The sequence below is a fragment of the Streptococcus anginosus subsp. whileyi MAS624 genome (assembly GCF_000478925.1).
In the GTDB taxonomy this organism is placed as follows: Bacteria; Bacillota; Bacilli; order Lactobacillales; family Streptococcaceae; genus Streptococcus; species Streptococcus whileyi.
Genome location: NZ_AP013072.1, coordinates 1,930,026 through 1,944,028, shown reverse-complemented (window position 1 = coordinate 1,944,028; position 14,003 = coordinate 1,930,026). Strand labels below are relative to the sequence as shown.

Below are 14,003 nucleotides of genomic sequence, written 5' to 3'. Positions count from 1 at the left end.
ATTATCTTTCCATCTCCTTACTCATATATTTCTCATAATTTTTTCTGATTTGATACAGTTCTTTCATATCAGATTTTGCAGAAGAATACTCTTGCATTAGGGTATTCTTTTTTTCATGCAATGAATCAAGCTCTTTCAAAATATCCTTGGAGTTTGGAAGTTTTGAGTAAGATTTTTTTAGGTTTGAAAGGGCATTTTCATAGATCGTTATTTCTGATTTATGTTCTTCAGAAAAAGCCTTATCAGATGGATCTTTCTTATATTCCAGATAGATTTGACGATACAATTTTACGGTATGAACTTGTTCCATAGTATTTGATAGAGTTGAAATTTTGTTATCTATGACTTTGATTTGATCCTGTATATTTTGCCTTTTTAATGCACTTTCTTTAATGAACTCATCAAGCTGGGAGATAGACTTAAATCCTTTTTCACGCATCAAAAGAACAGTATCGGCTGCAGTTTTTAAATTATGTTTTGTAGCCCAATACTCATAGCCTTTGCTTGATTTTATCTTTTCATTATTCGTAATATCAATAATATTTCCGATACGTTTTTTAACAGCATAGGTTCTTTGATTAGCATTATCTAAGATACGCTCTTTTAATCTGTCCTCAGTATAATCTTCTCCAATAGTCTTAGCTCTTGTAAATCTTTCTTTGTCCTTATGTTTAAATGCAATGTGTTTTCCATATTTGATTTCATAATTAAGGTCAGCCATTCTCTTTATAAAATCATCCCAATCTTTGGATTGTTTAATAGCTCTATCTATATCAAATTGAAGTCTACTTTTCCAAGAAGTACCTTTCTTAAATTGGTCATTTTCATACCAAGACTTACCATTTGTTTTATATTTCTTTCTATAAGTTTCATAGAACTCATCAACAACAGATAGGTTGTTTTCTTTGCATAGTTTATCACTTTGATACCTAATTTGATGATAGCTTCTCTTGTTGGACTGATAGCACTTGCCTGTAACCATATTTACATTATTGAATATGATGTGATTGTGGATATGCCCTTTATCTATGTGAGTAGATAGTACAAATTCGTATTCGTCCTTTAATATCTTTTTACACAGTTCAAGACCGATTTGATGTGCCATTTCGGGCGTTGCTTCACCGGGTAGAAAAGATTGAATAAGGTGTCTTGCAAGTACAGAACCACTCACTTTGTTATCTTCTCTTGTCTTTAAAAAAGATGTATGAGCAGTAGAAGCAAAGCAGTTGTGAGTGCTTACCAAAATCTTTTCATAGGTTTTTTCTTCGTTGGTAATATAATCAATAGCAAGATTAAGTGTAGATTTTATAGGGTGTATTTTTGTAATTGCCACTTATATGTCATCTCCTTTGTTGGTAGTTTTATTGAGCAGTAGGGAATGTATTTGCCATATTTCTTTTGATAGATGTTCAATTTGGGACTGCATATCTTTGATGTCATCGCTATAGATAACCCCAGTCGAATTAACTCGTTTAGCAATTTGGTTTACACTACTTGCGTATCGAAAAAGTAATCCTTGTATTTCCCTAAAGGGCTGTAAATCAACAACATAAATATCTGTTTCAGATACTACTTTTCTTAAAAAATGGTTCATTGTTTTACACTTTGCCATCTTCATTTTCTTTTTGAAAAGTGCTTTTTCTTCTTCTGTTAAGTTTATTTTCAGCTGAATATTTCTAATTCTATTTGCCATATTTGTTACTTCCTTTCATAAAATCTGGGGTCTTAGGGTACTCCCTAACAAGCTAAAATTGATAAAAAAAGAAGCAACTCCACGAGGGGCTGCTTCATCGATTTTTCGTAAGTGGGTACACACTTACTGTGCTTGCTACAAAAGAATGATTTGTAGCAAGCGTTAAGCAAGTTTAATTTATTTTGTTTTTATGTTTGATACATCTAAATAATCCGGTTCAAAACTGAATGTATAATCAGCTATTTTGCTGGAGTTAAAAGTAGTCATTCCTACTGTTCTTGAAATAGGAATCAATACAGCATCGTCATGTAGTGCAGTTATAATACTATTGTATACTTTTTGTATTTCTTTTTCATCAGTCATTGCGTTTAAACTTCTAATTGCTTCATCTGAATTTTTCATGCTGGTTAATGCTTTTGATGTCATATTATCCATGACAGGATTTTTGGAAAATGCTGCAACCAGTCTGTAAGGATCCATAGGAATATTATATGTTATTCCAATCGCCATTTGATATTTTCCTTCAGAAACATTTTTAAAATGATTCATTGTTTCAGAACTGGAAGTTTTCGTTTCAAATCCTACTTTCTTTAGATCTGTTGCAATGGCTTCAGAAATATCTTTTAGCATAGCTTGTTCACTGGCACAAGAAATATTAACAGAAAGTTTAACACCGTCTTTTTCACGAATGCCATCGCCATCTTGATCTTTCCAACCTGCTTTTTCAAGTAATTCTTTTGCCTTTTGTTCAGAATAAGAGTATGATTCGGTGTCAACATTACAATATGGCAAATTTTTATCTAATATAGAAGTTGCTTCTTTTTCTACATCGCCTAAAATATTTTTTCTTATGGACTCGGTATTTATGGCATGATTTATAGCTTTTCTAACTGAAATATCATTAAATGGAGCGATGTCCGAATTGATTCCAACATATCTGGTCTGTATAACTGTTTCTGATGTTTTTCCTGTAAAATTCTTATCTTTCTGCAAAGTGTTATAAGAATCATAGCTTAGGTTGTTAGTGCCGAGAATCATATCTATTTCATTGTTTCTCAGAGCAAGTAATTTTGCATCGTTATCTGGAATAACTTTGATCTTAAAAGTTTCTACATCAACTTTTTTACGGTCATAATTCGGATTTTTCACAAATGTATAAGTATCATTTTCTTTCTTACCATCATACATATACGGACCGGTTCCCATTGTAGCATTTTTAATTGAGTCGGATAGAGAACCATCTTCATTAAATGCTTTTGGTGACATAATTCCCATTGGCAAAGGAAGTGTAAAATCTGTAAGAGCTCCATAATATGGGTTTGATAACTTTACGGATACAGTATGCTTGTCAATAACAGTAACTTTTTCTATCAGTGTGCTTGTTAAACCAAAGAAACCATTGTATGTTCCTAAATTTTTACCAACATTTTCAAAATTTTTCTTTACCACTTCGGCAGTTAATTCTTCCCCATCAGAGAATTTAATATTCTTTTTTAGGTTGAAAGTATAAGTCATGTTGTCTTTGCTGACTTCCCACTTGTCAGCAAGTCCCGGAGTAATTTTTCCATTTTCATATTTTATAAGCGTTTCATAGAAGTTGGGAATGTAGTATAACAATCCGAAAGTTCCATTTGCCATTAAAGGTTCTTGAAAGACGGAGAAACCTCCATCAAAATTCCAACTTTCACAGAATGTTAACTCTTTTGTTTTTTGTGAGTTTTCATTTCCGTTTTTTGAACTGCAACCCGTTGTAATAGATAGTATCATAACGAATACAAGTAATACTCCTAAAAATTTTTTTGTATTTTTCATAAAAACACATCCTTTCTTTAAACTATATTTTTTTGTTTTTGCCCATCATTAACTTTAAGTAGTTTCGTAAATCATCTGTCATATGGAGATTTAGGAGGTAGGGCATTGATGAGCTCCCTTGAATATTCTCCATGAAATGAATCATACGAAACAGCATTAGGTATTTCTTCCACTATTTTTCCTCCTTTCATAACGAATATGTGATTTGCCATATATAGAGCAACATCAATATCATGAGTAATAAATAAGTAGGTAATATTGTTTTGTATTCTTATATCTATGAGAAGGTCTAAAATTTTCTTGCGTACAGTTGAATCTAATCCACTGACAGACTCATCGAAAATAATATATTTAGGGTTTACACATATTGCCCTTGCTATACAAACTCGACTTTGTTGTCCGCCAGATAACTCATGGGGATATTTCGATAAAACCGTTTCAGGAAGTTCCACTTTTTGTAATATTGATAAAATCAATGAGTTGATTTCTGCTTTATCTAAGTGGCATAATTTGCTGATAGGTTCATACAGACTTTCGCAAATCTTTTTTCTGGGATTCAAAGCTCCAGAACTGTCTTGCAATACCAGTTGAATATCTTTTCTCATAGCGAGAAGTTCTTTTTTATTCATTTTCCATATGTCTTTATTATTAAAATAAATTGTACCTTCACTGGGGGGGAGAATGGCAGATAGCATTAGAGAAAGTGTACTTTTTCCAGATCCACTTTCACCAACCAGTGAATAAGATGAGTTAGGAAGTAAAGTAAATGAAACATTATCTACAGATATAAACTCCTTATTACCCGATGAATCACACTGATATTTTCTACTCAAACTATTTGCAACAATCATTTTATTTTTTACCTCCTTTCAAAAGATTGGAAAGCAGAAGTTCTTTGGTATAGCTGTTTTTTGGAGAATCAAATATGTCGTATACAGTTCCACTTTCAATAAAATTCCCATCTTTCATAACAACTACATTATCAGCAAGTTTTGCGATTACGCCAAAATCATGAGTAACGATTATAAGTGAAATTCCCATTTCCTTTATCTTCTTAAACTCATTTAAAACAGTAGATTGAGTTTTTATATCAAGTGCAGTCGTAGCTTCATCTGCAATTATTATGTCGGGAGATAATGACAAAGCTAATATAATCATCAATCTTTGCAACATTCCTCCGCTTAGCTGAGAAGGAAAACTGCGAAAAATTCTGTGGACATCTTTCATTCCAAATTCGATTAGCATTTTCTCTAACATAGATAGAATCTCATTTTTGTGTAAGTTTTTGTGTATTTGTATTGATTCAATCATTTGCTTGCCTATTCTTGTCATAGGATCAAAGGCAACAATAGGATTTTGCATTATTAGTGCTATTTTATTTCCACGAATTAAATTCAATTTTTCTTCAGGTAAAGAAATGATGTTTTTATTCTCAAATATAATTTCACCGCTTATATCAAATGTTTTTTTACTCAACAGATCAAGGATACAACGACAAGTTAATGTTTTGCCACTTCCACTTTCACCGATAATACCTAAAATCTCGCTCTTATTAAGACTGAAATTTACATTATTGACCAATTTCTGTTTTGTTTTTCTGTGTATCACACTTAAATTTCTAACTTGAAGTAGTGTATCCATATCTAATCCTCCTTCGGGGAAAGTACATCTCTTAAAGATTCTCCAAAAATATTAAATCCGGCAGAAGTTAGAAGAATACATAATCCGGGATAAATAATAAGTGTTGGATTTGAGTATAGGTATTGTTTTGAGTTTGACAACATAATTCCCCATTCCGGAATGTTTTCAGATAGTCCTACGCCTAAAAAGGAATAACCTGAAATCATTAGAATAATAGCTGCAATTCCTGTACTAAAATACACAACTATGAGAGGAGCAATATTAGGAAATATATGTTTAACTATAATTTCTATGGAGTTGCATCCTGAAATTTTAGCTGCAATGATATAGTTCTTTCTTTTCTCAATTAGAACATAACTTCTAATTACTTTTACAAACCAAATCCACATAGATAAAATTATGGAAATGATTAAATTTATGCTGCCTTGACCAAGTATTCCTAAAAGAGATAGAACAATGACAATAGGTGGAAATGCCATAAAAACATCACAAAGTAGCAAAATTAGTTTATCTAAAAAACCTTCAAACCAAGCACTTATAGTTCCGACAATGGTACTAATCAAGGCTAAAATGAAAATACTTGGAAATGCAATGCTAAGTGAGTATCGGGCTCCATAAATAAGCCTTGATAAAACACAACGCCCTAATTGATCTGTACCTAAAGGAAAGTTGTGAGATGGAGTCAGAAACTTCTGGCTAATGTCTACTTCATAAGGGTTATTTGGTGCAATCAATGGTGCGAATATAGCAATAGTAATAAAAATTATTATTAGTGACAAACCGAATAATAGTTGTTTGTTGGCAAGTATCTTGCGAAACATTTAATTATCCTCCTTTACAGTAAAAATATGAGGATTTAAAAATTGATTGATACTTTCGGATACATAGCTTGATATGACGAGGATCATACCAAGTATTAACATACAACCGGTAATTGCTGGAGTATCTCGATTTACAATGGCTGACATAAAATATGCTCCGAGTCCCGGCCATGAGAATACATTCTCCACAATTACACTTCCCGCAATCATCATTCCTATATTTTGAAAAAATAAAGTAATCATTGGGGGAAGAGAGTTTTTTAGAATGTGTGCGTATAATATTCTTTTGTAGGATAATCCTCTTGCTCTGGCGTATGTAACATATTCCTGCTCGGAATTTTCTAATAGTGTGGTTCTTAATATCTTTACAGATGAAGAAATAACAGGTGCCGCCAGAGTTACTGCTGGAAGAATCAAACTCCTAAAGTTTCCGTATTCGACAACTTTAAAAATGGGAAGTTTAATCGCAAATATAGATAAAAGTACATATCCGAGCCAAAATGAAGGCACAGAAATACCTAATATGGTTATAACTTGAATAGATTTATCTATCAAAGTATCTTTTTTGTACGCTGAAACTAAACTAAGAGGAATAGTAATCACCGCAATAAAAAAAAGAGATACAATTACCAGTTTAACAGTGGCAAAAAGTTTATCTTTAATATCACTTAATACAGGATTTGATGTTTGATAGGATATTCCTAAATCACCAACCAATGCGTGTTGCAACCATTTTATATATTGAATAGGTGCGGGTTTATCCAATCCTTTCTCTATACGAATATTTTCAATTTGTTCTTGGCTTGGATTACCATACAGATGATGTCCGATTGTTTCAGCAGAGTCAATGGAGGATATATTTGCCAGAAAAAAGGATATTATACTGATCATAAATAGCACTAAAACCAATCTGAAAAATTTATTTATGATTCTCAAAATAATCCCTCCTTAACTAAAAAAATGTGAGTTAGCCGAACTTAACTAACTCACATTTTACATTATTATTAGACTTATAAACAAGGGCGATTAGTTTCATTAAAAAAACGCTAAAAGTCCATGTTTAACCGCTGAAAATAAGGATTTAAGAAGAGGTATAAGAACAATAAGTTAAAATATTGTGATACATATAAAAAATATCATGATACCATATATGCTATAGATGGTGAATATTACGATATTCCATAGGACTCATCTTAAATGTTGATTTAAAAATTTTTGCGAAATGCCCTGCATTTTTGTATCCGACTTTTAGAGCAATATGATAAATCTTATCATCCGTATCCTGTAATAAAAGAAGAGCATAATTCATCCGCATTACTTTTAGATACTCGTAAACAGTTGTCCCGTATACTTGTCTAAAAGCCATTTGGAAACGAGAACAGCTCATATTAGCTATTTTAGACAATTCTTCAATAGAAGGATAGGATGAAAGATTATGTTTCATGAATGTAATAACTTTATTCAATGAACGCTTGTCTTTACGATCTAATTTTACAGAAATATGAGGACGATTTTTTTTCAGTTCTATCGTGCTTGTTATAAGCGAAAGTATTTCAATTACCTTTCCTTCCATATATAAATTTCTGGTATTTCCAACAGCAGGACAATCTTTTATTTGCTGAAAAACAAAATTTAATTCCGGAGAGTTGGGGTTTTTTACAAGAAAGTCTAAAGCATCTTTTGAGGTTTCATAGGCATTACCAAATCTTTCTTCTAAAAATGAATCAAAGTATTTCTTTGTAATGATTACTTTTGTAAAGCTTGTTGGCTTATTTGATTCACAAAAGGCATAAGCAACTTTTCTTGTATTGGCATAACAGCAAATTCCTTTATCGACTTGTTTCACTTTTTTTCCGCCTACCTTGAAGTAACTGGAATCTGTTTCAAATTGACTGATTTCAAAATATTCTTCTTCTATTTCAGATACCTTTTCAAAATTGTTACTTGGGATAAAGTCGGCAATAATAATTAGAAATTGATTGTGGAAATTCATTACTTGCACACTACCACAACCATATTCGGCATTCATTCGGTAGAAATTATTACCTAATGTTGACTCTTCTTCTATTTTATAAAAATGCAAATTTTGTGGAAGCTCTTCGTAATATTCAATGACTGTTTTTTTCATGAAACATACCTCCTTATCATTATATCATTCTACCATAATTTAATATCATAATCAACCAAATTTATATCACGATATTTTTAATTATTAAACGAAAAAAACGATAAAAATGGCTTAAATAAAGGGGTTACATCAATATTTAGACTGGATTATTTATGAAATGCAATATGTTGATTTATTTTTTCCTTTATCATACCCTATTAGTGATAATAAACGATAAAGAGGTGAGAGAACATGGAAAGACTTGATGAAAAAAACATAAGTATATTTTCATTGTTGAAATATGAAAAAGTCAAAATTTTTATAGGTGTATTGTTAGGGATATTCAGTGGAGTTTTATCATTTACCCCCTATGTTATTTTGTATCAGATGATTTTATCTTTAATAGGAAAGACTCTAAACATTCATACAGTATTGATGTGGTCATTGGTTATGGTTATATCGACCATCTTACAAAATATTTTGATGTCGGCAACAATGATATGTACTCATGTCGCAGCCTACAACATAATTCACCGTTTAAAAATGGAAGCATTGGAATATCTATCAAAAGTAAATTTGGGATTTTTCAACAATAAATCAACAGGAGAACTAAAAGCAGCGTTATTTGACGATATAGAAAAACTTGAGGTCTTTATAGCACATAATTTAGTTGAGATAATTCAGGCAATAGTAATTCCTGTTATAGCGATTGTATTAATGTTTAATATAAACCTTTGGATGACATTGGTTATGATAATACCCGTTATTGTGGGTGTTTTTTTGCCTACATTCATGATGAGAAAATATCCGGATTTAACAATGAAGTATACCAATACATTTTCGGAGGTGATGGGAGTAACGAATGAATATGTGAACTGTATGTCCATAATAAAAATGTTTGGATTGACAGCAGATAAGTTTGTCGGCTTAAGCAAATCATCAAAAAAATATACTGAATGTCTTAAAGATATGGCTAAATGCTCTTGTTATCCACTCGCATTCACGATTGTAATCTTAGATTCAGGAGTGCTATTTACTTTACCTATTGGAGGCTATTTATATTTAAATAAATTGATTTCATCACAAGAATTACTTGTATTTATGTTATTGACGATGTGTTTTTATAGAACATTTTTTAATTTGTTCAATATCGCTATGGGAAGAATAGAGCTAAATAGCGGGCTTGTAAATATAAAGAAATTATTTTCTGCTCCTGTTGAAAAAAACGGCGAAAAAAGGGTTAAATCAGAATCGTTAGAAATAGAATTTGAAAATGTGAATTTTGGATATGATGAAAACAACCTTGTATTGAAAAATATTTCAATGAAGATAGAGCCTAAATCATTTACTGCATTTGTTGGTGAATCGGGAGCAGGTAAAACGACTGCTGCAACACTGATAGGAAGGTATTGGAATGTTGACAGTGGCGAAATTAGAATATCCGGTATTCCAATTAATGAGTTAAGTACGGACTCGCTTATGGCATCAATTTCTTTTGTTTTTCAAGATGTCTTTATTATGGAGGATACATTATTTGAAAATATCAGAATGGGCTTAAATGTCAATGAAGAAGAAGTATATTATGCTGCCAAAAATGCTCAAATACATGATTTTATTTCTGGCTTGCCTGATGGATATAAAACTAAAATTGGTGATAAAGGCTTTAAATTATCTGGAGGTCAAAAGCAGAGAATCAGCATTGCAAGAGCGATCTTAAAGGATGCCCCGATTATTATTTTTGATGAAGCGACATCTTATTCCGATATTGAAAATGAACATAAGATTCAAATTGCATTAGAGAACTTATTAAAGAATAAAACAGTGATTATGATTGCTCACAGACTGCACACAATAAAGAATGCTGATAAAATTGTGGTTTTTGAAAAAGGGAAAATTGTTGAACAAGGGGCACATAATGAGCTTATTGATTTAGGCGGGCATTATGCAGATATGTGGAATATTTATATACAAAATTATGTTGAGTAGGGGGGATAGTATGGTTAAAGATATAAAAAAATTGATAGGAAAAAATTTTGGAAAACTGTATTTCCCTATATTTCTTATGTGCTTAGACAGCTTAGGAAGTATGGTGACATATTTTATTTTGTATTTGACGATTATTGATATTTTTAACGGAACATTAAATATGAACGGCGTAGTCAAATATACTGTTGTATGTCTGGTGGCTGTGATACTGAGAGTTTTAGCATATAGAAAAAGTTACTTAATGTCTTTTGAAAATTCTTTTGAGATTACAGGGGAATTGAGAATTAAATTAGCTAATCATTTTAGAAAATTAAGTTTAGGATACTTTAATAAAAATAGTAAAGGATATTTAATCAATACTTTGACAAATGATTTAACAAGCTTTGAAGGATTGCTTTCACACACATTGCCATTCTTAATAAAAATGGCAACGATGTGTATATTCCTGATAATTGGTACATTTTTTATCAATTATAAACTGGCTCTGGCAGAATGCTTTGTGATTTTTCTTTCCATTCCTATCTTAATCTTTGGAGAAAAAACAGCTAAAACACTGGAGATAGATAAACGAAGGATAAATGAAACTATGATTTCCACTGTATTGGAATATATAGGCGGTATTAAGGTTTTCAGAGCATATAATATGCAGGCATCAAATTTCGAGAGATTAAAAAACAATATGGATTTAGTGAGAAAAAATGGCATTAGCACTGAAATGAAGTTGGCACTACCGACAGCACTATATGCTTCATTAGTGAATTTCATAATCCCAATGACTCTGTTGGGTGGGGGTTATTTGTTTTTAGAAGGAGATTTTAAAGGAGAATCACTTATCGCTTTCATGGTTATGGGAATTGCTTTGTCAGGGATTTTAAGCTCATTTGAAAGATACTATATTATGCTAAAAAACCTGAAAATTGCTTCCAATAATTTGGATGAAGTTATGAAGTATAAAACATTTGATTTCGATAATAAGGAAGATGAAATATGTAGTTATTCTGTGGAATTTAAAGATGTTTATTTCTCATACGATGATAATAAAGAGGTATTGCATAATATAAGTTTTACGGCAAATGAGGGAAGTGTAACAGCTCTAATTGGAGAATCTGGGGCAGGGAAAAGTACAATAATGAATTTAGTTGCAAGATTTTGGGATGTAACAAATGGAGAAATTTTAATTGGCAATAAGAATATTAAAAATATCAATCCTGATAGTTTATTAGCTTCAGTTGGAGCTGTGTTCCAAGAAAATATTTTGCTATCAGATACTATATTTAACAATATTCTGATAGGAAATCCGAATGCAAGTTATGACGATGTAATAGAGGCTTCAAAAATAGCTTGTTGTCATGATTTTATCACTTCATTGCCGGAGAGCTATAATACGAAAGTCGCTGAAGGAGGAACATCTCTTTCTGGAGGTGAAAAGCAAAGAATTAGTATTGCCAGAGCTATTTTGAAAAATGCTCCAATATTACTATTAGATGAATTCACAGCATCATTAGATGCGGATAATGAAATGAAGATTAACAAAGCCTTTGAGCATTTAATAAAAGGAAAAACAGTGTTTGTTATTGCACACAGACTTCATACGATAAAAAATGCAGATCAAATCATTTTGCTGAATAAAGGAAAAATAGAAGAGATTGGAAATCATGCAGAATTATTTGAGAAAAAGGGTCATTATTACAAGATGATAACAAAACAAATAGAATCGAAAAAAGACTGATGAAGGGAGTATAAAGTGAACGATAAAGTAAAAATTATGAGCGAAGAAAATATAACAAAGGCACTCTTTAAACTTGGAATGCCAATGGTTATAAGTATGTTGGTGATGGCATTATATAATGTCGTGGATACATATTTTGTATCTGGTTTGGGAAAACAAGCAGTTGCTGCTGTATCCGTTGCATTTCCTATTTCATTAATATTTTCCGGAATAGGTTTAACTTTTGGTGCGGGAGCAGGTTCATATATTTCTCGTTTGTTAGGAGGAAAAAATAAGAAAGAAGCAGATACTGTCGCAACAGTGTCAATGTTTTCAAGTGCTGTTATCGGTTTGACAGTAGGAGTGCTTTTATTTCTGTTCTTAACTGAAGTTCTAAAATTCATGGGTGCTATTCCTTCGATTATGGATATGGCAAAGATATATGCTGGTATATTTATCGCAAGTGCAATATTTAGCACAATAAATGTAACTTCAGGAAATATAGCAGTATCACAAGGAGCGGCTAAAGTTTCTTTGAAAGCAATGATTGTAGGCTCCGTACTTAATATGATTTTAGATCCAGTTTTTATTTATAAGTTTGATTTAGGTGTAAAAGGAGCTGCTATTGCAACTTTAATTTCCCAATTGGTAACAGGTTTAATGTATCTGTTTTATTTCAAAGGAGGGAAAAGTTTTCTTGAAATAAGACTAATTAATTTTAAGCCTACATCCGGTATCTATAAAGAAATTCTAAAAGTAGGAATTTCTATGTTTCTACTACAGGTGTTTTCAAGTATATCTATCAGTAAAATATCTTCGTCTGCATCATTATATGGAGAAGAAGCAATTGCGGCTATGGGAATAGTTCTCAGAATTGTTACATTAGGAACAAATGTAGTATTTGGATATATGAAAGGATTACAACCGTTAGCAGGTTTTAATTACGGAGCGAAAAATTATACAAGATTAGATGAGGCAATTAAATGCTGTATAAAATGGACTAACATTTTTTGTGTAGCTTGGACTGCTATTATTTATATTTTTGCACCAAGTATATTATCAATATTCGGAACTGGTGATGATGTTCTAAAAATTGCGGTTCCTGCATTAAGGGCAGGTGTAATAATGTTTGTTACATTTGGATTTCAATTTACTTACTCTACATTGTATCTTTCAATGGGCAAAGCCCTTGAGGGAGGCTTTTTGAATATTTGTAGACAAGGAATCGTATTTATTCCTATAATTCTGGTTTTGCCCCAGTTTATCGGATTAAACGGTGTTATATACGCTCAAGCCGTTTCGGATTTCATAACAACGCTTATAACAATACCATTTGCCATAAGTGTGCATAGAACGATAAGTAGAAAAAAGAATTCTGAAAAAGTAGGAGTGATTTAATGCGTATTTTTAAAGGTGAGGTAAAAGAAAAATGGATTAAATAGTGGAGGTAATTACTATGTGTTATGTAGGGTCGGTTATTCATATAGAAAAAAACAATAGCCCTTTTTGATACTGGTAATTATCATAAACAATCAAATTTAAAATATAGAGAAAGAGAAAGTTTCTTTCATTTCAGAGGACTTATTATGCCTATGTGCAGAAGTCCTCCTTTTTTTGTCTAAAAACGTAGACAAAAAGAAATGGAGGAAATAAAATGCCAAAAGAATATTACCTTTATGTAAACGGGCAAAAGGTTAAAGTCAGCGAGCAGATATATAAAGTCTACTGGCGAGAAAAAGAACACGAAAAGTATTTAGAGCAGGTGGACAAGAAAAACCACTTGCTCTTTTTTTCTTCAATGGATCATGATGGACATTTTGTAGATAATATTGTTGATGAAAGTGTTGATGTAGAAAAGATTGTTGAAACACAGATGATGATTGAAGCAGTCAGAAGTGCTATATCAAGACTTAATGCAGAAGAAAGAGATATTATCGAAAGACTGTATTTCAATGATGAAACGGTTCGTTCAGTGGCAAAGCTCAAAAGTATTACACATCCGGCTTTAATCAAAAGAAGAAACAAAATTCTTGAAAAGTTGAAAAAATTTATCGAAGAACTTTAAAACTTTGGTAACCAAAGGGGTCAAATTTTCCTTATGTAAAGTGAAGGGGAGTTTGACCTCCTTTACTTTCTTGAGTAAGAGATGTGCCTGCTTATGGCAAATAGGAAAATGTAAAGAAAACAATCCCTTTCAAATATTGCTCTTTGACAACTGAATAGACCAAGGTAGGA

General features: G+C 31.7%; 12 protein-coding genes. 4 read left to right on the top strand and 8 right to left on the bottom strand.

What is annotated here, in order from left to right; translation table 11 throughout:
* Position 1: 1 nt before the first annotated feature.
* The 8 genes from ANG_RS09710 to ANG_RS09675 form a co-directional block, all read right to left on the bottom strand.
* Positions 2-1,333, bottom strand: a complete 1,332-nt coding sequence (locus ANG_RS09710) for a relaxase/mobilization nuclease domain-containing protein (RefSeq protein WP_025271981.1) — start codon at positions 1,331-1,333, stop codon at positions 2-4.
* On the bottom strand, positions 1,334-1,693 hold the full coding sequence (locus tag ANG_RS09705) for a plasmid mobilization protein (protein WP_000013391.1): 360 nt from the start codon (positions 1,691-1,693) through the stop codon (positions 1,334-1,336).
* A gap of 177 nt (positions 1,694-1,870) precedes the next feature.
* Positions 1,871-3,505 carry an ABC transporter substrate-binding protein gene (locus ANG_RS09700; RefSeq protein ID WP_002843664.1) on the bottom strand — a complete coding sequence of 545 codons (1,635 nt, stop codon included), beginning with the start codon at positions 3,503-3,505 and terminating at the stop codon, positions 1,871-1,873.
* Positions 3,506-3,576: 71 nt separating this feature from the next.
* Entirely contained in the window at positions 3,577-4,356 is a 780-nt protein-coding gene (locus ANG_RS09695; protein ID WP_025271980.1) for an ABC transporter ATP-binding protein, read from the bottom strand.
* A gap of 1 nt (position 4,357) precedes the next feature.
* On the bottom strand, positions 4,358-5,146 hold the full coding sequence (locus ANG_RS09690; RefSeq protein WP_038677352.1) for an ABC transporter ATP-binding protein: 789 nt from the start codon (positions 5,144-5,146) through the stop codon (positions 4,358-4,360).
* Between the two features lie 2 nt (positions 5,147-5,148).
* A complete protein-coding gene (locus tag ANG_RS09685; protein WP_002843647.1) occupies positions 5,149-5,967 on the bottom strand; it encodes an ABC transporter permease in 819 nt (272 codons plus the stop codon).
* Positions 5,968-6,903 (bottom strand): ABC transporter permease, encoded by a 936-nt coding sequence (locus ANG_RS09680; protein ID WP_025271979.1) that lies wholly within the window; start codon positions 6,901-6,903, stop codon positions 5,968-5,970.
* 217 nt (positions 6,904-7,120) lie between these two features.
* Entirely contained in the window at positions 7,121-8,095 is a 975-nt protein-coding gene (locus ANG_RS09675) for a helix-turn-helix transcriptional regulator (protein ID WP_025271978.1), read from the bottom strand.
* Positions 8,096-8,326: 231 nt separating this feature from the next.
* Here ANG_RS09675 and ANG_RS09670 point away from each other — a divergent pair, with 231 nt between their 5' ends.
* The 4 genes from ANG_RS09670 to ANG_RS09655 all read left to right on the top strand — a co-directional run bounded on the left by ANG_RS09670 (position 8,327) and on the right by ANG_RS09655 (position 13,833).
* Positions 8,327-10,060, top strand: coding sequence for an ABC transporter ATP-binding protein (locus ANG_RS09670; protein ID WP_025271977.1), 1,734 nt, complete (start codon positions 8,327-8,329; stop codon positions 10,058-10,060).
* Between the two features lie 10 nt (positions 10,061-10,070).
* Complete coding sequence (locus tag ANG_RS09665) at positions 10,071-11,789, top strand: ABC transporter ATP-binding protein (protein WP_025271976.1); 1,719 nt, start codon at positions 10,071-10,073, stop codon at positions 11,787-11,789.
* Positions 11,790-11,804: 15 nt separating this feature from the next.
* Positions 11,805-13,166 carry an MATE family efflux transporter gene (locus tag ANG_RS09660; protein WP_002843655.1) on the top strand — a complete coding sequence of 454 codons (1,362 nt, stop codon included), beginning with the start codon at positions 11,805-11,807 and terminating at the stop codon, positions 13,164-13,166.
* A gap of 256 nt (positions 13,167-13,422) precedes the next feature.
* A complete protein-coding gene (locus ANG_RS09655; RefSeq protein WP_002843645.1) occupies positions 13,423-13,833 on the top strand; it encodes a sigma-70 RNA polymerase sigma factor region 4 domain-containing protein in 411 nt (136 codons plus the stop codon).
* Positions 13,834-14,003: the final 170 nt, after the last annotated feature.